A 25,638-nucleotide genomic window follows, 5' to 3' on the forward strand; every position below is an offset into this window, starting at 1 on the left:
ATTATTCATGAAAAGTTCACACTTTCCTGATAAAATACATAAGTCTAAGTTTTGCAATGCACAGGAGAACAGCACATTATGGGAAAGGACATGAACATAAAGCCAGAAAATGAAGACTACCAGTTTATGAGAGAAACCATTAAGAAAAGACCTAACGATCGCAGGCGCTTGTTTAGAAAGGGCCTGATGCTGTTTATTGGCGGAGTCTTCTTTGGATTGTATGCGGCAGGTGCTTTTGCCTGGGCATTGCCTGAGTTTGCAGAGCGTTTTGCAGAAGAGAAGGGACTTGTTTCTGCTGTGAAGCTGACCACTGCATCTTCAGATGGGCAGGCTGAGACAGAGGAAAAAGAGAATACAGTATCAAATACAGATTTAAATACAGATTCATATACAGATTCATATACAGATATACAGGGTGGAATCGGTCTTACACAGGATTCCAGCAGTCTTGAGAAAGCTACAGATCCGCTGATCAAATATCAGCAGATTTACCGAAGAGTTCTGGATGTGGCCAAGAAGCCCAGAAAGGCATTGGTGAGAGTGACAGGCATATCCGGACACTCTGATCTTCTGGATGCTTCCATTCTTCGCTATGAAGAGGGGGAGGGGATCATTTTTCTGGAAAGCAGTTCCTGTATTTATATATTGACGAACTGGGAGCCATCTGAGAAGACCAGCAGCCTGCAGGTTACATTTGCAGATTCCAGTACTGCCAGGGCTCATTTATGTCAGACAGATGATGCAACCGGTCTGTCTGTTATGTGGGTTCGCACATCTGAGCTTTCAGACAGTACCAAGAAGGCAATTTCAGTGGTTTCCCTTGCACAGTCTTTTGCACCGGAGCAGGCAGAACCTGTGATCGCTATTGGCAGTCCTTCTGGGGAGTTTGATGGAGTGCTTTATGGCATAGTTACTTCAACATCAGGAAGGTTTTCAGCGGCAGATGCAGAGTACCAGCTGATGATTACCGATATCCAGGGATGTATAAGCAGCAAGGGTGTACTGATAAATACAAAGGGTGAGATCGTAGGTGTGATCAAAAAGAATATCAGGGAGGATGTGAATGTGATCCAGGCATTTTCCATTTCACAGCTTCGGTCCCGTATTGAGCAGATGATCAATAAGCAGGCACCCCGTTATCTTGGCATATATGGTGTCAGCATTCCAGCGGCAAAGGCAGCCAGCCTTGGTATTTCAAAGGGCATATACATAGAGAAAGTTGACAAGGATTCACCGGCTATGGCGGCTGGTATCCAGCGAGGTAATATTATTACTGCACTGGACGGCAGTCCGGTAAGTGATATGCAGGAATATAGTACATATCTTCAGAACTGCGAAAACGGTTTGGAGATCAATATGCAGATCTCCAGGTACAGCGGGGACGGAGAACTGGGGAAAGTAGAACTTACCGTTAAGGTAAATGAAAAATAGGCAGGATCAATAGAGGCCTGGATCAGAAAGAGGCAGAACATGCGTTATATTAATGAGTTACACGAAGGCGACAGGGTAAATGGAATATATCTTTGCAAACAGAAACAGTCTGCAATGACTAAGAATGGAAAACCATACGAGAACCTGATACTGCAGGATAAAACAGGTGTGATCGATGGAAAGATCTGGGATCCCAATTCCAACGGGATCGATGATTTTGACGGACTGGATTACATTGAGATCATCGGAGACGTGACCAGCTTTGCAGGAGCCATGCAGCTGAATATCAAGCGGGTACGCAGGGCGTTCCCTGAGGAATACGATCCGGCTGATTATCTTCCGGTAAGTGAGAACAGCACAGATGACATGTATCATCAGCTGGTATCTATGATTGACAGTGTGAAGAATACATATCTGTCTGCACTTCTTCATAAGCTGTTTGTGGAGGACAAAGATTTCTTAAAGTCTTTTGAGGAGCATTCCGCTGCCAAGACAGTTCATCATGGTTTTATTGGCGGTTTGATGGAGCATACATTAAGCGTGACCAGGCTTTGTGATTATATGGCAGGTGCATATCCGGTGATAAAGAGAGATCTTCTGATTACGGCTGCCCTGCTTCATGATGTAGGCAAGACCAGGGAACTTTCTTCCTTTCCATTGAATGATTATACGGATGAGGGTCAGCTTTTGGGGCATATTGTGATCGGTGCGCAGATGATCCATGATCTTGCAAAGGAGATTCCAGGATTTCCGGTTGATCTGGAGAACCAGCTGGTCCATTGCATTCTGGCTCATCATGGAGAACTGGAATACGGCTCTCCCAAGAAGCCGGCGCTTGTGGAGGCAGTTGCACTGAATCTTGCTGATAATACAGATGCAAGGATGGAAACTCTGACAGAGGTATTTGCTGCAGACAAAGGAAAGAAAGAATGGCTGGGCTTTAACAGGATTTTTGATTCCAATTTAAGAAGAACAGGAGACATGTGATTCATATGGAATATCGCAAGAATGATCTGGTAACATTGAAGATTGAGGATTGCGGCGTGGACGGTGAAGGCATCGGGAAAGCAGATGGCTTCACCGTTTTTGTAAAGGATGCTGTGATCGGGGATACAGTAAAGGCAAAGATTATCAAAGCTAAGAAGAATTATGGCTATGGAAGGCTGATGGAGATCATCAAACCTTCTTTATTCAGGGCAGAGCCAGAATGTGCATTCGCCAGACAGTGCGGAGGCTGCCAGCTGCAGGCCCTTACTTATGAGAAGCAGCTTGAATTTAAAGAAAAAAAGGTTAGAGGTCACCTGGAACGGATCGGAGGTTTTACCCAGATTCCCATGGAGTCTGTCATAGGGGCAGAGCATCCTTTTCATTACAGGAACAAGGCACAGTTTCCTGTGGGGATGAATAAAGAAGGCAGGATCATTACCGGTTTTTATGCAGGCAGGACCCATACCATTATTGAGAACAGAGACTGTGCCCTTGGAGTAAAGGAAAACAAGCAGGTGCTGGATTTAGTGATCGATCATATGGAAAAATACGGGATCCAGCCTTATGATGAGGTGACAGGCAAAGGTCTTGTCCGTCATATCCTGATCCGTTATGGATTTTTTACAGGACAGATCATGGTATGTGTGATCGTTAATGGGGACAGGCTGCCAAAGGCAGAGATCTTATCCGGGCAGCTTCAGCAGATCCCGGGAATGACCAGTATTTCCATCAATATCAATAAAAAACGTAATAATGTGATCCTTGGGGACAGGCTGGAGGTTTTGTGGGGCAAGCCATATATTGTGGATAAGATTGGAGATATTTCTTATCAGATCTCCCCATTATCCTTTTTTCAGGTAAATCCCTATCAGACAGGGAAGCTGTATGCAAAAGCACTGGAATATGCACAGCTTAAAGGAGAAGAGAATGTGTGGGATCTGTACTGCGGTACAGGAACCATTTCTCTTTTCCTTGCCCAGAAAGCCAGATTTGTTCGTGGGGTGGAGATCATACCGGCTGCCATTGACAATGCCAGGGAGAACGCAAGGCTGAACCATATGGAGAACCTGGAGTTTTTTGTTGGAAAGGCAGAAGAGGTACTTCCAAGGGAATATGAAAAGAATGGCACATATGCAGATGTGATTGTGGTGGATCCGCCGAGAAAGGGATGTGATGCTCACCTTCTTGATACGATCCTGAAGATGAATCCCAGCCGTGTGGTATATGTAAGCTGCGACAGTGCAACCCTTGCCCGTGATCTTCGGTATCTGTGTGACGGGGGCTACAGATTGGAGAAGGTCTGCCCTGTGGATATGTTCCCAAATACCGTGTCGATAGAAACTGTATGCTGCCTGAGCAGGTAAAAGCAGAACTTGCAAAAATTCATATTTTCCATATTTCCGTTTCTTTTTGTCCATTTTAATTATGAAAAAATCAGGATATACTTACCTTACTTGATAATCATTTATGAAAAAAGGAGGATAACAAGTATGAGGAAAAACGCAAAAAGACTGGCAGCGTTGGCTATGAGCGGAGTGATGACTCTGTCTGTAGCACCGGTAGCTGTACATGCAGATGATAAGGTAGAACTTACCGGTATGGTACAGCAGTCCAGATGGTATTCCGGATTACAGAACATGGTGCAGAAGCTGGAGGAAGACGAGAATATCTCTATTGATTTTGAGGTCGTTCCGGATGATCAGTATGATAACCTGATGAAAATGAGATTAAATTCTCATGAGGCTCCGGATCTGATCGCATATCAGTTTGCTGATCTGTATGCTGCTGTAGACCCGGAAGAATTCTTTGTTCCGTTAGATGACCAAGCATGGATGTCAAAAGTAAAAGCTCCGGAAATTACAGAATACAACGGAAAGCATTACGGATATTGCTTCGAGGCATCCAATGGTTTCCAGGGACTGATCTACAATAAAGATGTTTTTGAAGCAAATGGAATCACAGAGCTTCCAAAAACCTTAGATGAGTTTTATGCTATCTGTGATAAATTAAAAGAAGCTGGAGTTGTTCCTATTGCTATGCCGTCTGACACTTGGGTACCGCAGATCTGGATGACCTCTGGTATGTCACGTGCATTAGGAAGTGAGGAAGCTTGTGAGGATTTTGCAAATAAGATCCTGACAAATCAGGCTAAATTCAATGATTATCCGGAAATGGCTGCTGTAATCGATGAATATCTGGATTTATTCAAAAAAGGATATGTAAATGATGATTATATGACAGTAAGCTATGATGAGATCCTTGGACGTCTGGCAAGTGGCGAGATCGCAATGATCTATGGCGCAACAGAAATCCTGACTTCCATCGAAGAGTCTTATCCGGATGCTAATCTGACTATTTTCAATCCGCCTGTAGGCTATGATGACAAAGATGTGCTGGCATATCTTCCTACAGCTATGGGATTAGCTGTAAATAAAGATACAGAAAATCTGGATGCCATCAAGAAAGTGTTTGATCTTTGGAGCACACCGGAATATGGAAATCTGTATTTCCAGTCTCGCCCAGGATTCCCGAATATTGAAGGCATTGATGGAAATGAAAGCGCAATGAATCCGGATATCCCGAAAATCTACAATGAGTATATGGAAGATGGCAGAGTCGTTGCACAGATGAATCAGTATATTGATACACTTCAGCCACTGTTTGGAAATACTATTTGGGTTTACTATCTTGAGGCACCATCCAAAGGAGATATGGATGGAAAAGCAATTCTGGATCGTTTCCAGGAGGACGTGGATAAATTTATGACCGAAAAAGGAGCAGAAGGCTGGAACTAATACATCCTCTGCAGTTTGATTAATAAGATTAATCCAAAAGAGGACTGGAGCAAAGAGCTTTAGTCCTCTTTCCATTAAGGAGATATAATATGACCAAAAAAAAGAAATCAATTTATCCTTTGTGGGTGATTCTTCCGGCGATTGTGGTATACACCATTTTTTCCGTTGTTCCCATTGTGATCAGCCTGGTATGCTCTTTCACAGATTGGAATATGGGACGGTTATACACCCCGGTTTTCAGAGGCCTGGCCAATTATGTGGAGCTTTTAAAGGATCCTGTTTTTCTCAGGTCAATTGGCAATACATTTCTGTTTGCCCTGGCAACCACTGTACTGAAAACAGTGGTAGGATTTTTGCTTGCACTTGCAATGGTAAAAAAGATACCCGGAAGAGGGCTGATGCGAACCATTTATTATGCACCATGTGTTATCAGTATTACAGTGGTGGGAGTATTATTTAAAGCCATTTTAGCAAATAAAGGTTTATTAAATAATGTTCTTCAAATGATCGGATGTAGCGGACTTGCCCATGATTGGCTTGGAAGCTATGGCACTGCTATGGGCAGCGTGATTATGGTAGAAACATGGATGTGGGCAGGATTCAATATGTTTATTTTTATTTCCGGCTTACAGGCGATTCCGCAGGATTATTATGAAAGTGCTACCTTAGATGGCGCTACCGGTTTTGAAAAATTAAAAAATATCACACTTCCTTTGATTGTTCCATCAATGACCGTTGTAGTGACACTAAGCGTTGCCGGTGGTCTGAAAGTGTTTGATATTATTTATGTAATTACAAATGGAGGGCCGGGATTTGATACACAGGTTCTGGCAACCTATACCTACCAGTCATTCAGCCTTGGATTCCTTGGAGAATCAGCAGCTGGAAGTGTTATTCTGGCTGTCATTGTTGTGATCATATCGTTTACTATGAATCACTATCTAACGAAACGTGAGGTGGAAATGTGAAGAAAATACATGCAGAAAAATATATCCTCTTTCTATTTATGGTCGCACTGGCATTGGTGTACATAGTACCATTTCTGATGATGGGATTGGGGTCATTTAAAAATCAGGCAGAAGCTGCAAAATTTGATCTTTCCTTGCCAACACAGTGGATTTTTTCCAACTATACCCATGTGCTGGAATCCGGCAAAATCATACCTGGATATGTAAACAGTCTGATCGTTACTGTTCCGGTAACACTGATTTCTGTTTTTCTGGGAGCGATATCCGGTATTGTCATTTCCAGACGCAATGACAAATTATCTCATGGGATTTATTATTATTTCATCTTTGGTCTTACATTAACTCTGCAAACTGCATCCATCTTCTTTTTGTTGCAGGCTTTGCATATATATGGTACATTTTTATCAGTGATCTGTATTTTTATTTCGCTGAGAATTCCTTTTACGGTTATGACTTTTTGCAGCTTCGTAAAAGGAGTGCCAAGGGAAATTGATGAAGCTGCGATTATGGACGGCTGCAATTTCTGGCAGATGACTCTTAAGGTCTTAATGCCAATATTGAAACCTATCATGATAACCAATGTTGTAATTACGGCTATTGATGTATGGAACAATTTTATGATTCCTCTGTTTTATTTAGGCTCTGCTAAAAAAGCAACGGTTTCCATGGCAATTTACAGCTTCTTCGGACGGTACAACAGGGACTGGCAATTTGTTTTTGCAGCATTGATGCTGGTTGTATTGCCAATGTTAATACTTTTTATAATTCTTCAGAAACATATTATCGCTGGTATGACAGCCGGCGCAGTGAAAGGGTAAAGGGAAAATAAATGGCTACAAATTATATGATCATCGGATATGGATGGAGAGCTGACTTCTACTACAGAATCGCCAGACTTCTGCCAGAACAGTTTTCTATTTGCGCAGGTGTATTACGTACAGAAGCCCGTGCAAAAGAGGTTGCTCTTAAAGAAGGGATTTTTGCTACTGCAGATTTGGATCAGGCACTGGAACGCAAGCCGGATTTTGCTGTACTCTGTGTTCCAAGGGATTTTGCCAAGGATTACCTGGTAAAATTAATGAAAAAAGGAATTCCGGTACTTTGCGAAACACCTCCGGGAAAGAATGTGGAAGAATTAAAAGAATTATGGGAAATGTCCCAAAAATACAATGGCCGTGTACAGGTTGTTGAACAGTACTTCCTGCAGCCTTATTATGCAGGTATACTGGATATTATAAAGCAAGGCTATCTGGGATCTGTATCCAGTATTATGCTGTCTGCACTTCATGGCTATCATGCTGTTAGTATTTTCCGGAAAGTTCTTGGACTTGAATACGAAAATTGCACGATCCAGGGCAAAAAATTCTGGTCAGAAGTCACCGCTACAAATGGCAGAAATGGTTTTGATGAAAGCGGAACTGTGATCAAGGAGGATAGAGACTGGGCATTTATGCAGTTTGATAACGGCAAAACAGCCTTTATGGACTTTGAAGGTGAACAATATTTCTCACAGATCCGTACAAGACGCTGGAATATCCGCGGCGTGCGTGGCGAGATCAATGACAATACGGTAAGATTCTTAAATGCTTCCAATCAGCCGGTGGAACAGCCTATGCAGAGAATCGATGTGGGAATTAATAATAACAGTGAATGGTCCCATAAGGGAATCATGTTCCTGGATAAGCAGGTTTATCAAAATCCTTATTATCCGGCAAGAATGAATGATGATGAAATTGCAGTAGCTTCCTGCCTTTCCCATATGAAGACTTACGTGGAAAGCGGAACAGAGTTTTACTCACTGCGTGAAGCACTTCAGGATACTTATTTATCCTTTATGCTGGAACAGGCAATTGAAACCGGAGAAACGGTCAAAACCGAAACACAGTCCTGGAGTATTTAGAAAATAATAAAAGAGGTGATTGCTTGAGGAAATATCAGTTTCAGAAAAAAATACTGTTACGTAGTATTTTTATGATGCTTGGAGTATTTATTATCGTAACTGTTGTATTTGCCGGCTACTTTATAAAGACTCGTACAACTGAGTTTGAAGAACAGGTAGATAAACAGCTTCAGGGAATCACCTCTCAAATAGATAATACATTGCAGCTTGCCGATGATATTGCCCTGCAGATTGCTGCAAACTATCAGATCATTGATGTTTTTAATCAAATAAAGGGATATCATGGTGATAAGAATTATTTTGTGGAAAATACGGATGTTGATTATGCTGTAAAGCAGCATCTGATCTCCTACATGTTAAAACAAAATGTGCTGAAACGGATCAGTTTATTTGATGCAAACCAGGATTTTATCTATGTGGGAAGAGCTGTAGATTATGGATATTTAAAAAAGAATTGTCCAAATTCAGAGCATTTTACAGACACATTTACTTATTATTCAGAACAAGATGGAAAAGGAAGCCTGTTTCGGGTCGATTCTGCAGATCCGTATATGATGGATTCATCATCAACAATTTCCGTTCTGCGGGAAATCAAGAATTATCAGTTGGTACCTTCAGAATGTTTGGGTTACGTACAAGTCCAGATCCAGCTGAACAGTTTTAAACGAATGTGTAAGCTCCTTGGAAAAGACACGGAATGCTATATCTTAGATCAGAAAAATGACCATATTTTGTATTCTTATCAAGGCGGGAAGACAGCATCTGAAGTAAAAAAGCTTTTAAATCAAACGGATGATCTTGCAAAAGGGGAAATGTACTGTAGACTCTGGGAATCTGAACGATATGGAATCAAAATCCTCCTTGCATCTAAAAACATAGGCTTGATCCACAGCCTGAACTCCACACTTGCGTGGGGATTTATTTTACTGTTTTTTCTGATCTTCATCATGATTTCAGGACAGAAATTGGTGATCAGACAAACAACAGAACCGATTGTTCAAATGTGTGACATGCTGACAGGGCTAAAGGTTGATAAAAATTTACAGAACATTCCTCTGGTAAGTGGTGATGAAACCGATGAACTAAGGCAATTGAATTATGCATTTGATAAACTGGTAATCAATTTAAAAAAGTCTATGGAAAAAGAGATGATCAGCAGAGTCAATGAAATACAGAGCCAAATGTATGCATTACAGACGCAAATGAATCCTCACTTTATCCACAATATCTTAACAATTATTTCTGCAATGTCCGGTACATCTGAATGTGAAAAAATACCGGAAGTCTGTGAAAAACTTTCAAGTATGATCCGATATATTGTAAGCAGTTCCGAGGAAAATGTGAATTTAAACAATGAAGTTCTGCATGCAGAAAATTATCTTGAATTAATGAAAATACGTTACGAAGACAAATTCCAGTATTCTATGTCCTATGTAGGGGAAATACAAAATTGCCATTTACCCAGATTTATTATTCAGCCTCTTCTTGAAAACTGTTTTGCACATGGCTTTCATAATAAAGAATTTCCATGGAAAATCGATATTCAGATTTATTGTTCTGAAGAGTTCTGGGAAGTACAGATCCGGGATAATGGATGTGGTATGGAGCAGGAAGAACTGGAAAAAATAAAGCAGGAATTGCAGGAAATGCGTAATCGCGATTTGAAATCGCTTATGAAGGAAATGAAGATTGGCGGTCTGTCTATAAAAAATGTTTATATGCGATTATTTCTGGCTTATGGGAAGCATATGATTTTTGACATAAGTAATAGAGCTGAGGGGATGTGTATCACAGTTGGAGGAAATTATGAAGATACGAGTACTGGTAGTGGAAGATGAGCCTCCCATTCAGAGGAGCATATGTCAGAAAATAGAGGAAAGCAATGAAAATTTCAAAGTGATAGCAGCCATAGACAATGGGAAGGATGCAATACAATACCTGATAGAGCATCCGGTTGATGTTATGTTTGTGGATATGAACCTGCCTATTGTAAGTGGAAAGGAGATTCTGAAATTTTGCTACAGTGAAAAGCTTCCGGTGCTGCCTGTGGTTTTAAGCGGATACACAGATTTTGAATACGTAAAATGTGCAGTAGCCAACCATGCGGTTGATTATTTGCTGAAGCCTTTAAACAGTCAGGAACTGACTATCCTATTACAAAAAATAGAGGCAAGAATCCGGAAACAGCAGCAGGAAGAAAAGGTTCAAAATCTGACAGATGCGGTAAAAGGACTCCACACATTGCAAACAAAAGAGACCCGTCCGGAAATGGATCCTTCATATAGTATGCTTCTGGTAACTCTTGGTGCATGTCCTTATGAAAATGAAAGAAATTACAGGGAGCTTTTTGAAAAGTTAGATCTGGGAGGGAATTTCTCGCAAATTGTTCCTAAGGAGAATTTCTGGCTGGTGAATGGCAAAAATATTAACGAAAAAATTATTTTTGTACGCAGAGATCGTGTCCCGGATATCAATCATTTAAATCAATTTGTCAGAAGTCTGAAGTTTCCCGGCCTTACCATTACGGTTGTATTTTACAAAGAAGCTGTAAAAATGACAGACATTTTTGCTACATATCATTTGTTGCAGAAATATGCACGTGAACATATGATATTTTTGAAAAATTCTGTTTTGATCTACAGTCCGGAAGGTTTCAAACCGGATTTTACAGGTCTTAGGGAAAAAATTGACAGCCTGATACTTCAATGCAATAATATGAGTATCAATAATATAACAGGATCTTTTGCAGACCTACTTCATTTGTTTACGGTGCGGCCGGTTACGCAAAAAGAAGCTGTACGAAATATTAAATATTTTGTATCAGAATTATATAAAGTACACCAGGGTCACAGAGGCTTTTTTGAAGTAGAGGAAGACATACAATTTATTTTGGAAAATTATTATACAGAAGAAGAATTACTTAAAGAATTTGATTTCCTGTTAAAAGACATTTTCGGAATTGAGGTATATGATTCCAGAGATAAAAAGCTTATTGCAGTAAAGATGAAAAACTATCTGGATGAAAAATTCAGAACCAATGTTACGAATCAATTGCTGGCAGCCAGCTTTGGATTTGTACCGTCCTATTTGGTCAGCATTTTTAAAGCTTGTTATGGACTGACACCTATGGATTACCTGGTAACGAAGAGAATCGATGAGGCAAAAATTCTTCTGGCAGATGGCTCATTAAAAATCAAAGATATTGCAAGCGGCGTGGGGTATGAAGATTCTCTTTATTTTTCAAAAGTGTTTAAGAAATTTACCGGGGTTAGTCCAAAAGAATATGTAAAGTCGAACAAATAAGGCAATCGGGATTTGCTGCAGACGCATGCTGCGAGGAATTTTTGGAAATGAGTGTGAGAATCTATGGTGAAAAAGAAAATATATGCAGTGCGAAAGGGGAAAACAACTGGGATATTTTATTCCTGGGATGAATGCAGTGCTTCTGTAAATGGATATCCTGGCGCTGAATATAAAAGCTTTACCACAAAAGAAGAGGCAAATTCCTATCTGGGGAACTCTTTTGCTGTACAGATCGAAGAAGAAAAAAAAGATCAAAAGAATACAGCTCTCGACGGCACAGAATCCACATTAACAGCATACGTAGATGGAAGCTTTGATCCGTCTATTGGCAAGTATGCCTTTGGGTGTATCCTGCTGACTCCGGACGGGGAAATCATCCGGGAATCAGGTAATGGTCAGGATCCGGAATCCCTGGCAATCCGCAATGTGGCAGGAGAAATGCTGGGAGCCATGTATGCAGTTCAGTGGGCAATCAACCATGGTTATCCGTCACTTACCATATATTATGATTATGAAGGAATCGCAAAATGGGCAAAGGGAGACTGGAAAGCTAAAAATAAACGTACACAGCAGTATGCTGAGTTTATGAATGGAAAAAGATCTTATATTCAGCTTAGCTTTCAGAAGGTAAAGGCACACTCTGGCGATCATTATAATGAAGAAGTGGACAAGCTGGCGAAATCAGCACTTGTAAACGGGAATGGGATTCCCAGGATCAGTCGTATATAAGAATAAAAAAGGCCATTGGCAAAGGGATCAACCCTTCAGCCAGTGGCCTTTCCATGTATAAAGAATCATAAGCACCATTCCAAACGCCCAGGAGACGGGATATAAAATAAATACACCCTCAATAGAACCAAAGCATGGAAGAATCAACTGTACCCAGAGGATACGGAACAGGCACAGGGAAATCAGAAGGATCACCATTGGAGGAATAGTTTTACCTGTACCACGTACTGTTCCTGCCAGCCCATGCAGGATCCCCAGCAGAAAATAGAAGGGGCAGAAATACTTCATGGCCAGCTTTCCAAAGTTTACCACAGAAGGATCGGATGAGAACATCTTTAACAGAGGATCAGAAAAGGTCATCAGCAGGAAGCCTGTAGTCAGGGTGTAAAGAATCTCCATGGCGAGAGTGACCCAGATACCTTTCTTTACACGCTGGATCTTACCTGCACCATAGTTCTGCCCTACAAAGGTAGTAGCGGCCATGCTGAAGCTCATAACCGGCATGATATTAAAACCGTCAATTTTCATATAAGCACCAAAACCTGCCATTGCAGAAGCACCATATCCGTTTACACTGGATTGTACCAATACATTAGAAAAAGAAATGACCATGTTCTGGATTCCGGTAGGAAGTCCGACCTGGATGATCCTTTTCACCATATGCTTGTGCAGCCGGATCTTTTTAAGACTAACCTGATAATCGGACTGTACACGGATTAGATAGAGGATGGCCAGCACACCGGATATAAGCTGGCTGATGTCTGTGGCGATGGCAGCACCTGCAACACCCATGTGAAATCCGCGGATCAGAAGCAGGTCAAGAAAAATATTGATGATAGATGCACAGCCAAGATAAAGCAGGGATCGTTTGGAATTGCCTGCAGCATTCAGGATCCCGGCAGCCATATTATAAATTACATTAAAGACAACACCGCCGAAGTACAGACGAAGATAGGTAACAGAGTCACCAAGCACTTCTTTGGGTGTATGCATCTGCAGCAGGATAGGCTTGGTAAGGAGCATGCCGCCTGCAGTCAGGATCAGTCCCAGGAAAAAGGCAATGGCAAGTGCTGTATGCACTGCGTTCTGTACTTCTTTTTTGTTATTGGCACCAAGATACTGTGATACGATTACGCCTGCACCTACAGAAGCACCCTGGCTAAATGCAATCAGAAGGCAGATCAAAGATGTGCTGGAGCCTACTGCGGCCAGTGCATTACTGCCAACATAATTTCCTACAATAATAGAATCTGCAGTGTTATAAAGCTGCTGCAGAAGATTCCCAAGGATCAAAGGTACAGAAAAGAAAAAAATCTGCCTGGCAATGCTTCCCTCGGTCATCAGCTTATTTTCATTTGTTTTTACACTCATTATAATTTCCTCCCCCAAAATATTATAGGCTTTGCTGCCAGGAAAGACAATATATATTTTATGTTAGGATTTAGAATATTCCACTTAAAAAATATTGTACAGGATGGAACCTTTTGCCTGATCTTAGCATCTAATGTACAGAACGTGAAGAAAACATGCTGCTGAACAAAGAGAACATCAGACATATTCCCTTGTACACAGAGCATGAAAAACATGTTCCTGTACGTACAGATCTTCAGAAAGGAATAAAAGGGACAAGCAGGTGAATGAATTAGTAAATCAAGCAAAAAAAGGAGATCCGGATGCATTTACAGAACTGATGCGGTCTCAGATGCAGAATATGTACAAGGCTGCCAGAGCGATTCTGAACCGGGATGAGGATGTGGCAGATGCCATATCTGATACTATCCTGGCGTGCTGGGAGCATCTGGGAAGCCTGAAACAGGCTGGGTATTTTCGTACCTGGATGACCAGAATCCTGATCAACAAATGCTATGAGCAGATCAGGAAAAACAAGCCGGTTTCTGTGCAGGATCAGGTTCCGGACTATGGATATTGGGAAAATAAATACGAGAATATCGAGTGGACACAGACACTGGATTCACTTCCCCAAAGGTATCGGCTGGTGATGATCCTTTATTATGTGGAAGGATTTAAGATCAATGGGATCAGTAAGATGCTGGATATGCCAAAGGGAACAGTAAAAAGCAGACTGGCCAGGGGAAGGGAATATCTGGCAGATTCTTTCAAGTTGTGCAGGGAGGGCAATTAAATGAAGAAAAATAAGGCGATGTATACATTACAGCAGGATGTTAAGATTCCGGATATTGTGGAGACGAAAGCAAGTCAGACCTTTGCAAGGATACAAAGGGAAGCAAAAACGGGAAATGAGAAGATCATTGTTTATGATAAAAAGATCAGAAGCCCAAAGAAAAAATACGCAGTGCTGGCAATGACTGCAGTGCTTGCTGTAGGTACAGTTTCTGTTTATGCCGCATATATCAACTGGAGCCAAGGGCTGAAAGAAGAACTTCAGATAACACAGGAGCAGCAGGAAAGTCTGCAGGAAAATGGTATGGCAGCTTTTGCAGATGCATCTGTAACGGATGCAGGAATCACAGTATCGGCTCAGCAGAGCATTACAGATAATTATTATACCTATCTGTCTTTTAAGGTAGAGGGGTATCATCTGGAGGATGGAAAACAGCCGGATTTTGAAAATGTTTTTGTGACAGTGGATGGGAAAGAGGATTTTAATTCAGGTTCAAGCTTCTACAATGGGATCATTGTAGGAAATGACGGTATGGGCGTATATGCAGACGGATCAGCATTGGAAACCAGGGCAGATGGAAGTACTATCCAGCATTATGTAATGGATGACGGAAGCATGGAGTATCATATGGTGCTTGCGAAAAGTGATGAGAAAGGATACTTTATCGGCAAAAAACTGCATGTAGAGTTCAAGAATCTGGGAACTGTGGCTAAGGCAGAATATTTTCCGGATATTACCGGGAAATGGGATCTGGATATGACTCTTGGAGGAGCTGACACTTCGACGATCATCCAGACAGATGAAAAGATTGGCGATACAGGCCTCACTCTTACCAGTGTGGAGCTTTCTCCAGTATCCATCCGTGTTTCCTATGATGCGGATCAGGAAGCCCATGTGGAAGAGGTGCCTATGCCCACAGGGCTGGTTTTAAAAGACGGTACAAAGCTTGAGGGTGTATATGGAGGTCCTGGTTCATCTGGAATGGATGGCAGTAAGTATATTTGTACTTATGCTTTTGAACGTGTGATCGATCCGGATCAGGTGGCTGCTGTGTTGATCCCGAAAAATCTGGAGGGATCAGCAGAAGGGCAGGATACAGATTATTATCAGGTTGCCATACAGTAGGGTGAGAGCAGGATCGGACTTAACAGTAACCAGCAGTAGTGAACGCAGTAGTGAACCGGGCTGCGGGCTTGATGATCCAGGATAGAACTGCTACAATGGAACCTGAAAGATTTGAAAGAAAGAAGATTACGGACATATGGATAAAGAACAGGTGGTACAAAATGTGCAGGCACAGCTTTTTTTGATGCAGGACCTGAAATACAGGGATTTTCACAGTAGCCTGATGCCTACAATAGACAAAAAGAAGGTGATCGGAGTAAGAACACCCCAGCTTCGTCAGTTTGCCAAAAGCTTTGGCAAAACAGAGGAAGCACAGATATTTATGCAGGTGCTTCCCCATCAGTACTATGAAGAAAATAATCTTCACAGCCTTCTGATCCAGCAGATCCGGGATTATGATCAATGTCTGAAAGAAATGGAGCGTTTTCTCCCATATATTGATAACTGGGCCACCTGTGACATGCTTTCATTAAACGTGGTAAAAAAACATCTGGATCAGTTTATTGAAGTGGTTTATGGATGGATGCAGTCAGACAGGACCTATACCATCCGGCTTGGGATCGGTATGCTGATGCGTTATTATCTGGACGACAGGTTTCAGGAGGAATATGCAGAAAGCGTAGCAAAGGTACAGTCTCAGGAGTACTATGTAAATATGATGCGTGCCTGGTATTTTGCTACAGCACTGGCCAAACAGTATGATAAGATCCTGCCGTTTCTTCTGGAAAAGCGTCTGGATGTGTGGACACATAATAAAACGATCCAGAAAGCAGTGGAAAGCTACCGGATCACACCTAAGCAGAAAACATATTTGAAAACACTGAAGATAAAATAATGAAAGAAGAATATTTATCAGATGATATTAAAATAATAAAAGAATAGTATTCATCAGATGGTATCCCACAAGGTGTATTTAAAGGGAAACAAAAGCGGGAATCCTGGTATCCTTTGCCAACTTGTGTTATACTAAAAGGAAGTTGGGTAAAGGGGGACTTTATTTGAAAGAATATGAAGTGATCTGGGAGATTTTTAATAAATGCCCCAGAAATCAGATGCGGGATGTGTTTGTGGAGGAGATAGAGCTGGAAGACCCGGAAGAGTATGTAAAACAGAAATTTCAGGGAAAAGAAGTCACCTATGAAAAATCAGTTCTTGCAGACGGTACAGAGATCTTTGATATTATTACCTCAGGGATCAAACAAAGATGTTCCTTTACAGAGATTTGATCTAGGTGTTATAATGCAAGATAGGCTTTTTATACAGGAAAGCCTGTGATACAGGAGGGACTATGAGTGATCATATAGAACATGCACATACTCATGTGCTAGAGGATGGAACAGTTGTCAGCCATACTCACGGACACACCCACAGCCACGAACAGACCAAAGCTGTGCTGAACCGCTTATCCAGAGCTATTGGACATCTGGAATCTATCAAACGAATGGTAGAGGACGGCAGGGACTGCAGCGAGGTGCTGATCCAGTTATCCGCTGTCAAGTCAGCTATCAATAATACAGGAAAGATCATTTTACAGGATCATATAGAGCACTGTATTGTGGATGCAGTAGAGCATGGAGACAGGGAGGCGATCAAAGAACTGGAAAAGGCTATTGATCGCTTTATGAAATAGTGTGAGCTGTCAGCATATTATGTAGTATTATGAATAGAGTAAATATCAGGAGGAACCAGAAAAATGGCAAAAGAATGCAGCAATTCAAGCTGTGACAAAACAAGCTGTGAGGGATGCAGCCAGAAGAACAATCCCAAAAGCTTTCAGGAGAAAATGAATGCCTGTTCAGATGTAAAGCATGTGATCGGCATTGTCAGCGGTAAGGGCGGTGTAGGTAAGTCATTTGTTACCGCTTCCCTGGCGAATCAGATGGCAAAGAAAGGATATAAAGTAGGTATCCTGGATGCAGATATTACCGGACCGTCTATTCCTAAGATGTATGGTCTTAAGGGAGCTGCACAGGCAGACGATAAGGGGATTTATCCTATGGAGACAAAGAATGGGATCAAGGTTATGTCCATTAACCTGCTGCTTCCTACAGAGGAAACACCGGTTGTCTGGAGAGGACCGATCCTTGCCAATATGGTGAAGCAGTTCTGGACAGATGTGATCTGGGGAGATGTGGATTATCTTTTTGTAGATATGCCGCCAGGAACAGGTGATGTACCGCTGACTGCTTTTCAGTCTCTTCCCCTTGAAGGGATCGTGATCGTAACATCTCCACAGGATCTGGTGCAGATGATCGTTAAGAAAGCTTATAATATGGCCGGTATGATGAAGGTACCGGTACTTGGGCTGGTAGAGAATTACAGCTATGTACAATGTCCGGATTGTGGCAGGAAGATCTATGTTTTTGGCGAAAGCCATATTGATCAGATCGCTGCAGGATTAGATATTCCGGTACTTGGGAAAATGCCTATTGATCCTGCTTATGCAGCAAAGGCTGATGAAGGAGCCTTTGATCAGGTGGACAATCCTTATGTAGAGGCTGCTTATGAGGTAATGCCGAAATAATCGTATCTGCTTCGTGTTCTCACAGTTATAAATAATCAATAAATGTACGGGCTGCTTCGGAAAGAGGCAGCCCTGTTTGTGTTACAAGGACGATCTGTCTTGGAGGCAGCGTTTCTTCTAAAGGCACACATACAAGGGATGTATCTGGCACCATGTAATCCGGTACACAGGCAATGCCAAGGCCGATTCTGGCCAGATCCAGCAGCAGATCATTGCTGTTCAGTACGATTTCAGGGGAAAGATTTGCCCCTCTGGAGGAAAATACCCGGTTCAGATATTCGCTGGTGGTGCTGTGGGGAGACAGCATCATAATAGGATAATTCAGAAGCTTCTCCAGGGTCAGGGCAGTGCCCCCAATAGGAAAGGCATCAGGATTTGCTACAAAAACATCATGAAAATTACAAAGTACTTTCTGTTGGAAGCTGGTGGTAAGACGGGAATTGGGGGAGTTGCACACGATCAGATCCACCTGCCTGTTTTCCAGAAGCTCTACGCATCCAATGGAAGTGCTGTTTGTGATCTTGATCCGTACATCCGGATGATCCTGATGGAATTTCTGCAGGTAGCTGATGAGAAAATAGCGGCAGATCGTGTCACTTGCTCCGATCCGAAGATGACCGGTGAGCAGCTTTTCATCAGAAAGAAGAGCTTCTCCTTCCCCCAGCATTTCCAGTGCAGGCTTTACATGCTGAAGAAGCAGTTCACCTTCAGCAGTCAGGATCACTTTCTTGGTGCTGCGGATAAAAAGGGTGTGCCCCAGTTTCTTTTCCAGAGTTTTGATGGCCTGGCTGACAGCAGACTGGGAGATATAGAGCTGGCGGGAAGCCTGGGAAAAACTTAAGGTGGTTGCTACAAAATAAAATACTTTGTATAATTCCAGATTAATGTCCATGTTGATATACCCCTGTAATGTTTTAGCGATAAGTGTTGATAATAAAAAATATAAGATATATTAATTTTACTAATGATATAAAGTATGTTACCATATCAGAAGATAATAAGCAAGAGTACCATACATTATGGATACAGCATTACAAGACGTTAAATGCTTTGCTGTATCTAATATTACCTGGATCAATGAAAGGAGTACAGGAAAAGCTATGAGCAACGTAAGAAGAGTGTATGTGGAGAAGAAACCGGCTTTTGCAGTTAAGGCAAAAGAACTGAAGCATGAGATCAGCAGTTACCTTGGGATTAAGACGGTTACTGCAGTAAGAGAGCTGATCCGCTATGATGTAGAGAATATTTCGGATGATGTTTTTGAAAAAGCATGCAGGACTGTATTTTCAGAGCCGCCTGTAGATGACCTTTATCTTGAAAAATTTGATATGGCAGAGGATGCGTCCGTATTTTCCGTAGAATATCTGCCTGGACAGTTTGATCAGAGAGCAGATTCTGCAGTGCAGTGTATCCAGTTCCTGGATGAGAATGCACAGCCGATCATCCGTTCTGCTACCACCTATGTGATTCAGGGAGCCATTACAGAGGACGAACTGGAGGCTATTAAGAACCATTGCATCAACCCTGTAGATTCCAGAGAGACAGGTATGATCAAGCCTGAGACTTTGGTGACAGAATTCAGCGATCCGGAAGACGTAAAGATTTTTGAGGGCTTTACCCAGATGCCAGAAGGCAAGCTGGAAGAACTTTACAAATCCCTGAACCTTGCAATGACTTTTAAGGATTTTCTTCATATTCAGAATTATTTCCTTCACGAAGAAAAGAGAGATCCTTCTGTTACAGAGATCCGTGTACTGGATACATACTGGTCAGACCATTGCCGTCATACCACTTTTTCCACAGAGCTTACAGATGTGAAGTTCCGGGATGGAGATTATAAGGCTCCTATTGTAAATACTTACAACCAGTATCTGGCGGATAGAGAGGTACTTTACAAGGGAAGAGACGACAAATTTGTATGCCTGATGGATCTGGCATTGATGGCTATGAAGAAACTGAAATCCGAAGGAAAGCTTCAGGACCAGGAAGAATCAGATGAGATCAATGCCTGCAGTATTGTAGTTCCTGTAGATGTTGACGGCAAAGAAGAGGAATGGCTGATCAATTTTAAAAATGAAACCCACAACCATCCTACAGAGATCGAACCCTTTGGTGGAGCAGCTACCTGTCTTGGCGGTGCTATCCGTGATCCATTGTCCGGACGTACTTATGTGTACCAGGCAATGCGTGTAACAGGTGCAGCAGATCCTACCGTATCTGTGAAAGATACCTTAAAGGGCAAGCTTCCCCAGAAGAAGCTGGTAAGAGGTGCAGCACATGGTTATAGTTCTTACGGCAACCAGATTGGTCTGGCTACTGGTTATGTAAAAGAAATTTATCATCCGGATTATGTGGCAAAACGTATGGAGATCGGTGCTGTTATGGGTGCTGCTCCAAGGCGGGCAGTGATCCGTGAGAATTCCGATCCAGGTGATATCATTATCCTGCTTGGCGGGCGTACCGGCCGTGATGGTATCGGTGGTGCTACCGGTTCTTCCAAGGTACATACAGAGGCTTCTATTGAGGTTTGTGGCGCTGAGGTACAGAAAGGAAATGCACCTACCGAGCGTAAGATCCAGCGCATGTTCCGCAGGGAAGAGGTCAGCCATATTATTAAGAAATGTAATGATTTTGGTGCAGGCGGTGTTTCTGTTGCTATTGGTGAACTTGCAGCAGGGCTTCGTGTGGATCTGGATAAAGTTCCTAAGAAATATGCAGGTCTGGATGGTACAGAGATCGCTATTTCTGAGTCCCAGGAGCGAATGGCAGTCGTTGTTACTCCTGCAGATGTAGATAAATTCCTTGGATATGCAAATGAAGAAAACCTGGAAGCAGTTCCTGTGGCGGTTGTTACTGAGGAGCCAAGACTTGTCCTTACATGGAGAGGAAAAGAGATCGTTAATATTTCAAGGGCTTTCCTGGATACCAATGGTGCCCATCAGGAGACTTCCGTAGAGGTGGAGATCCCGAATAAAGAGGGAAATATCCTGGAAGAGCGTCCGGAAGTAAGTGATGTAAAAGCAAAATGGCTGGGAATGCTGGCTGATCTGAATGTTTGCTCTCAGAAGGGCCTTGTGGAAATGTTTGACGGTTCTATTGGCGCAGGCAGCGTATTGATGCCTCATGGCGGAAAGTATCAGCTCACTGAGACACAGACCATGATTGCCAAGGTTCCGGTACAAAATGGCAAGACCAATACAGTTACAATGATGAGTTACGGATTTGATCCATATCTGTCTTCCTGGAGCCCATATCATGGAGCTGCTTATGCAGTGACTGAGTCAGTGGCAAGGATCGTGGCTTCCGGCGGTGACTACAGAAAGATCCGTTTTACCTTCCAGGAATACTTCCGTCGTATGACTGAAGATCCAAAGAGATGGAGCCAGCCGTTTGCTGCTCTTCTGGGGGCTTATGCAGCACAGCTTGGCTTTGGCCTTCCTTCTATTGGCGGCAAAGACAGTATGTCCGGTACCTTTAATGATATTGATGTTCCGCCTACACTTGTTTCCTTTGCTGTAGACGTGGCAAAGATCCAGGATGTGATCACACCGGAGCTGAAAAAGGCAGGCAATAAGCTTGTATGGGTACGTGCTCCAAGAGATACCTATGATCTTCCGGATTATGATAAGATTATGGATACATATGGCAAACTGCATCAGGATATTCTGGATGGTAAAGTTGTTTCTGCATATGCGCTTGACCGTCACGGAATTGCAGCTGCAGTGAGCAAGATGGCATTTGGTAATGCTATGGGTGTTAAGATCGAGCACAATCTGGATCCAAGAGACTTCTTTGCACCAGGATTTGGTGATATTATCCTTGAGGTTCCGGATGGCAAGGTTGGGGAGTTGTCTGTACAGTATACACTGATCGGTGAGGTTACAGCAGATGGCAGATTCTCTTATGGCAATACCCAGATCACTCTTGAAGAAGCTTATAAAGCATGGACTGGCACTTTGGAAAAAGTATTTAAAACCGTTTCCGGTGAGGAAGTCAAGGGAGCATCGGATATCCTGGTTAATCCAGAGGATAAGGATGCTGTCATGGAAAATGGCCTTTATAATACAAAGAAGATTTATATCTGCAAGCACAAAACTGCAAAGCCTCGTGTCTTTATTCCGGTATTCCCTGGAACGAACTGCGAGTATGACAGTACAAAAGCATTTGAGCGCGCAGGTGCAGAAGTAGATGTAAAAGTATTTAAGAATCTTAGTGCAGAAGACATTCGTGATTCTGTGGAGATCTTTGAAAAGTCCATTGATCAGGCACAGATGATCATGTTCCCAGGTGGTTTTTCCGCAGGTGATGAGCCAGATGGATCTGCTAAGTTCTTTGCAACTGCTTTCCAGAATGCAAAGATCAAAGAAGCAGTTATGAAGCTTCTCAATGAGCGTGATGGTCTTGCACTTGGTATCTGCAATGGTTTCCAGGCACTGATCAAGCTGGGACTGGTGCCTTACGGTCAGATCTGTGGCCAGAAAGAGGATTCACCTACTTTGACCTACAATACCATTGGCAGACATATTTCCAAGATGGTTTATACGAAGGTTGTAAGCAATAAATCCCCATGGCTTCAGATGGCTGATCTGGGCGGAGTGTACTGCAATCCGGCTTCCCATGGTGAAGGTCGTTTTGTAGCAGATCAGGAGTGGATCAAAAAGCTTCTTGCCAACGGACAGGTAGCTACTCGTTACGTAGATCCGGAAGGGAACTTTGACCAGTCTGAGGAATGGAATATTAACGGTTCTTATTACAACATTGAGGGTATTACAAGTCCGGACGGACGTGTATTTGGTAAGATGGCTCATAGTGAGCGCCGTGACGATGGCGTTGCTATTAACATTTACGGACAGCAGGATCTGAAGATCTTTGAGTCTGGTGTTGCATATTTCAAATAAGAGCATTAAAAAAGGATGCAGCAATTTCTCTTTTGGGATTTTGCTGCATCCTTTGTGTTATACGCTGTTCATGATCTTATATCGATCTAGTAGAGGTAATCTTTGTTTACATATCCGTATTTCATCAGGCTGGAGGAATATACATACCAATAAGAAGGATCACTGGAATCGATCACCTGTACTGTTTCTCCATTATTTAATTTGCCAATCTCATTAGAAGAATCATAAGCTTTGGCATTACGAAGAGCCAGATAACCCTTTGCAACACTGACTGTCCAGGTGGGATAAACAGGTGCAGTACTGCCAACCAGATAATCTTTGTTTACGTACCCGTTCATATTCAATCTTGGGGAATAAACAAACCAGTAAGTAGGATCACTAGTATCCAGGATACTTACAGTATCTCCGGTATTCAGCTGGCCGATCTCATTGGATGCATCGTAGGCTTTGGCATTACGAAGAGCCAGATATCCTTTGGAAACACTTACTGTTCTGGTGAAATCTGAACTTGCTACAGCACCGGTGTACATAGAATCTCCAACCAGATAGTCTTTGTTTACAAAACCGTTCAGATTATATTTAGGAGAATATACCAGCCAGTAAGTAGGATCGCTGGTGTCCAGAAGCTGGACAGTATCTCCTGTGTACAGCTGTCCGATCTCGTTGGAAGCATCATAAGCCTTGGCATTACGAAGAGCCAGATATCCTTTGTCTACTTTGACAGCTCTGGATTCGCAGGCATAAACAGTGCTGCTGCTTACCAGATAATCTTTGTTTACATAGCCGGTACAGTTATATTTGGGAGAATATACCAGCCAGTAAGTAGGATCGCTGGTGTCATTTACCTGCACAGTATCTCCGTTATACAGCTGTCCGATCTCATTGGAAGCATCATAGGCTTTGGCATTACGAAGAGCCAGATAACCCTTGGAAACACTTACTGTCCAGGCGGCAGAATTCATTGAGATCAGGTAATTCTTATTCACATAGCCATAGGAATCATACTTGGGGGAATAAGCATACCAGTATGTTGAATCGCTGTAATCATTGACCTCTACAGTATCTCCGTTATACAGCTGTCCGATCTCATTGCGGCTGTCATAAAGCATTTGCGTGCGAAGAGCCAGATAGCCACTGGGAACACTTACCATATAGGTATTGGCAGATGCCTGACAGTTCCTGCTCATCCAGGGAACAGAAAGTGCAAATACTACAGCCAGCAGTGCGGCCCATTTCAAAAAGGCCGAAAGATAGTTGCATTTCTTATTTTTCATAGATCCTCCTTTCGCCTGCTGTGGCAGGCTTACATGCAGTTTCGTGCACGTTATTCTCAGATGCTGGGGGCAAAACCTGACAGGCAGACAATTGAACTCCAGCTATCTTTATTTGATACTGGAGGCAACTGCCCCCAATTATGATATCTTAAGATTGCTTCGTGCTACGCACTCCAACAATCCTGCCGGATATCATCTTTATTATTGTTTATTATAACAGATTGAAAGATATATTTGTATTCTTAATTGTTATAATGTCACAATATTTGCAAATTGCCTATTGCAAATCATGGGAGTGCATATCACAAAGCAATACACAGATATCATAACCAGAGCATTTGCTTCCAGCCTTAAATTTATGAGGCTGGATTATAGTAATCAAAAATCTGCCTGCTCAGGCTGGCAATAGTACTTTGTGCCGAGCCGCACTCACTAAGATTCTCTGACATAAAAACCAGGATCAGTTCATTATCCACATCATAAACAATCCCTGCATCATTTTCCACATTGTCCAGTTCACCGGTTTTATTGGCAGTTTTTGCATCTGATGGCATCTGTGCCGGGATCTTATTCCGGCGTGTCTGTGCAGCCAACAGGTCGAACATGGAATCTGCATATGGGTATTCAGAGGAATTACCACTGTAAATCCCGTACAGCAGATGACCACAGTCAGCCACAGAAGTGTAATTGTCGTCATATGCATTGCTTTGAAGAAGAAGTCGTCCCATATGTGTGTTATTAAAGCCATGTGTACTGCAGAAATCATTTACAACAGTCATGCCGGCAGAAGAATCACCTCCGCCTAGATAGCTGGTAAGAGCATTGGCAGCATCATTGTCACTGACTGTGATCATGGAATAAAGGTTGGAATCTACCTGCTGCTGGCCATATTGACTGATAAGAGTTTCATAATTCTCATAGACAGCACCCATAATATACAGCTTGATCAGACTGGCCGCCTGCATGGAATGGTCATTGACAGAGCCTTCTGACTCATTATAAAGATCGCGCACATAAACGGACCAGCTTCCATTGGAAACAGGGAGACGTTCCTGCAGCTGGGTAAGGAGAGAGGAAAGTTTCTCATCTGTAGGTGCTTCTACAGAAGAAGCCTGTCCAAATACACTGCTTTTAGAATTGTCGGATGGCGGAGATAATGTGCCCTGTCCATCAGAAGCCTGATTCGCAGATGTGGTGCCCGGAGCCGGTTCCGCCTGGTCGGAAGCTGTCGCATTAGTGCCCGGAGCCGGTTCTGCCTGGTCGGAAGCTGTCGCATTAGTGTTCGGAGCCGGTTCTGATTGGTTGGCTGTTGCAGAACCTGTGCTCGGTGCCACCGGTCCCTGCACTTCTGCAGCAGTGACTGCAGAAAAGCTCCCTGCTGTTACTGCTGCAGCTGTAACAAGCGGAAAGATAAATTTATATTTGCGATTATTTTTGCCTGGTTTCATACAAACCTCCTGGTATGCTAAATGAAAAGAAAGTGAAAAATTTTCTTAAGTCTTTTTAAGTATAATTCATTTGTTGCAGATTTCCAATATTTTTGCAGGAAAACATGAAGAAA

21 protein-coding genes are annotated in these 25,638 nt (G+C 42.5%); 17 read left to right on the forward strand and 4 right to left on the reverse strand.

Going from position 1 to position 25,638, the window contains the following annotated elements:
* Nucleotides 1–78: 78 nt before the first annotated feature.
* The 10 genes from OCV61_RS00060 (at nucleotide 79) to OCV61_RS00105 (ending at nucleotide 12,113) form a co-directional block, all read left to right on the forward strand.
* Entirely contained in the window at nucleotides 79–1,431 is a 1,353-nt protein-coding gene (locus tag OCV61_RS00060) for a S1C family serine protease (protein WP_158420002.1), read from the forward strand.
* A gap of 39 nt (nucleotides 1,432–1,470) precedes the next feature.
* Nucleotides 1,471–2,418: a 3'-5' exoribonuclease YhaM family protein gene (locus OCV61_RS00065; RefSeq protein ID WP_158420003.1), complete on the forward strand. Its 948-nt coding sequence runs from the start codon at nucleotides 1,471–1,473 to the stop codon at nucleotides 2,416–2,418.
* A 5-nt stretch (nucleotides 2,419–2,423) separates the two neighbouring features.
* Nucleotides 2,424–3,782 carry a 23S rRNA (uracil(1939)-C(5))-methyltransferase RlmD gene (gene rlmD / locus OCV61_RS00070; RefSeq protein WP_158420004.1) on the forward strand — a complete coding sequence of 453 codons (1,359 nt, stop codon included), beginning with the start codon at nucleotides 2,424–2,426 and terminating at the stop codon, nucleotides 3,780–3,782.
* A 126-nt stretch (nucleotides 3,783–3,908) separates the two neighbouring features.
* Complete coding sequence (locus OCV61_RS00075) at nucleotides 3,909–5,213, forward strand: ABC transporter substrate-binding protein (RefSeq protein ID WP_158420005.1); 1,305 nt, start codon at nucleotides 3,909–3,911, stop codon at nucleotides 5,211–5,213.
* 89 nt (nucleotides 5,214–5,302) lie between these two features.
* Nucleotides 5,303–6,181: a carbohydrate ABC transporter permease gene (locus tag OCV61_RS00080; RefSeq protein ID WP_158420006.1), complete on the forward strand. Its 879-nt coding sequence runs from the start codon at nucleotides 5,303–5,305 to the stop codon at nucleotides 6,179–6,181.
* Nucleotides 6,178–6,999: a carbohydrate ABC transporter permease gene (locus OCV61_RS00085; RefSeq protein ID WP_158420007.1), complete on the forward strand. Its 822-nt coding sequence runs from the start codon at nucleotides 6,178–6,180 to the stop codon at nucleotides 6,997–6,999. Before OCV61_RS00080 ends, OCV61_RS00085 begins: the two co-directional genes overlap by 4 nt.
* An 11-nt stretch (nucleotides 7,000–7,010) precedes the next feature.
* Complete coding sequence (locus OCV61_RS00090) at nucleotides 7,011–8,081, forward strand: Gfo/Idh/MocA family protein (RefSeq protein ID WP_158420008.1); 1,071 nt, start codon at nucleotides 7,011–7,013, stop codon at nucleotides 8,079–8,081.
* Between the two features lie 23 nt (nucleotides 8,082–8,104).
* Nucleotides 8,105–9,919 (forward strand): cache domain-containing sensor histidine kinase, encoded by a 1,815-nt coding sequence (locus OCV61_RS00095; RefSeq protein WP_262582555.1) that lies wholly within the window; start codon nucleotides 8,105–8,107, stop codon nucleotides 9,917–9,919.
* The gene (locus OCV61_RS00100; RefSeq protein ID WP_158420010.1) at nucleotides 9,888–11,384 is read left to right on the forward strand and encodes a response regulator transcription factor; all 1,497 of its coding nucleotides are present in this window, start codon (nucleotides 9,888–9,890) and stop codon (nucleotides 11,382–11,384) included. Before OCV61_RS00095 ends, OCV61_RS00100 begins: the two co-directional genes overlap by 32 nt.
* A gap of 63 nt (nucleotides 11,385–11,447) precedes the next feature.
* On the forward strand, nucleotides 11,448–12,113 hold the full coding sequence (locus tag OCV61_RS00105; protein ID WP_158420011.1) for a ribonuclease H1 domain-containing protein: 666 nt from the start codon (nucleotides 11,448–11,450) through the stop codon (nucleotides 12,111–12,113).
* A 27-nt stretch (nucleotides 12,114–12,140) separates the two neighbouring features.
* Here the strand turns inward: OCV61_RS00105 and OCV61_RS00110 are convergent, their stop codons facing one another.
* Nucleotides 12,141–13,484, reverse strand: a complete 1,344-nt coding sequence (locus tag OCV61_RS00110; RefSeq protein ID WP_158420012.1) for an MATE family efflux transporter — start codon at nucleotides 13,482–13,484, stop codon at nucleotides 12,141–12,143.
* Nucleotides 13,485–13,746: 262 nt separating this feature from the next.
* Between OCV61_RS00110 and OCV61_RS00115 the strand changes: the two genes are divergently transcribed.
* The 6 genes from OCV61_RS00115 (at nucleotide 13,747) to OCV61_RS00140 (ending at nucleotide 17,905) form a co-directional block, all read left to right on the forward strand.
* Nucleotides 13,747–14,256 carry an RNA polymerase sigma factor gene (locus OCV61_RS00115; RefSeq protein ID WP_158420013.1) on the forward strand — a complete coding sequence of 170 codons (510 nt, stop codon included), beginning with the start codon at nucleotides 13,747–13,749 and terminating at the stop codon, nucleotides 14,254–14,256.
* A complete protein-coding gene (locus OCV61_RS00120) occupies nucleotides 14,257–15,381 on the forward strand; it encodes a DUF4179 domain-containing protein (protein WP_158420014.1) in 1,125 nt (374 codons plus the stop codon).
* A 136-nt stretch (nucleotides 15,382–15,517) separates the two neighbouring features.
* On the forward strand, nucleotides 15,518–16,216 hold the full coding sequence (locus OCV61_RS00125) for a DNA alkylation repair protein (RefSeq protein WP_158420015.1): 699 nt from the start codon (nucleotides 15,518–15,520) through the stop codon (nucleotides 16,214–16,216).
* A gap of 163 nt (nucleotides 16,217–16,379) precedes the next feature.
* Nucleotides 16,380–16,607 (forward strand): hypothetical protein, encoded by a 228-nt coding sequence (locus tag OCV61_RS00130; protein ID WP_158420016.1) that lies wholly within the window; start codon nucleotides 16,380–16,382, stop codon nucleotides 16,605–16,607.
* Between the two features lie 62 nt (nucleotides 16,608–16,669).
* Entirely contained in the window at nucleotides 16,670–17,011 is a 342-nt protein-coding gene (locus tag OCV61_RS00135; RefSeq protein WP_158420017.1) for a metal-sensing transcriptional repressor, read from the forward strand.
* A gap of 63 nt (nucleotides 17,012–17,074) precedes the next feature.
* The gene (locus tag OCV61_RS00140) at nucleotides 17,075–17,905 is read left to right on the forward strand and encodes an Mrp/NBP35 family ATP-binding protein (RefSeq protein WP_158420018.1); all 831 of its coding nucleotides are present in this window, start codon (nucleotides 17,075–17,077) and stop codon (nucleotides 17,903–17,905) included.
* A gap of 25 nt (nucleotides 17,906–17,930) precedes the next feature.
* Here OCV61_RS00140 and OCV61_RS00145 read toward each other — a convergent pair whose 3' ends face one another.
* Nucleotides 17,931–18,797, reverse strand: coding sequence for a LysR family transcriptional regulator (locus OCV61_RS00145; protein ID WP_158420019.1), 867 nt, complete (start codon nucleotides 18,795–18,797; stop codon nucleotides 17,931–17,933).
* Between the two features lie 208 nt (nucleotides 18,798–19,005).
* Here OCV61_RS00145 and OCV61_RS00150 point away from each other — a divergent pair, with 208 nt between their 5' ends.
* Nucleotides 19,006–22,803: a phosphoribosylformylglycinamidine synthase gene (locus tag OCV61_RS00150; RefSeq protein WP_158420207.1), complete on the forward strand. Its 3,798-nt coding sequence runs from the start codon at nucleotides 19,006–19,008 to the stop codon at nucleotides 22,801–22,803.
* An 86-nt stretch (nucleotides 22,804–22,889) separates the two neighbouring features.
* Here OCV61_RS00150 and OCV61_RS00155 read toward each other — a convergent pair whose 3' ends face one another.
* Both OCV61_RS00155 and OCV61_RS00160 read right to left on the reverse strand, forming a co-directional pair.
* A complete protein-coding gene (locus OCV61_RS00155) occupies nucleotides 22,890–24,077 on the reverse strand; it encodes an SH3 domain-containing protein (RefSeq protein WP_262582556.1) in 1,188 nt (395 codons plus the stop codon).
* 356 nt (nucleotides 24,078–24,433) lie between these two features.
* Nucleotides 24,434–25,525 carry a serine hydrolase gene (locus OCV61_RS00160; protein ID WP_158420020.1) on the reverse strand — a complete coding sequence of 364 codons (1,092 nt, stop codon included), beginning with the start codon at nucleotides 25,523–25,525 and terminating at the stop codon, nucleotides 24,434–24,436.
* Nucleotides 25,526–25,638 lie beyond the last annotated feature (113 nt).

Source organism: Blautia ammoniilytica, from assembly GCF_025566965.1.
Lineage (GTDB): Bacteria > Bacillota > Clostridia > Lachnospirales > Lachnospiraceae > Blautia_A > Blautia_A ammoniilytica.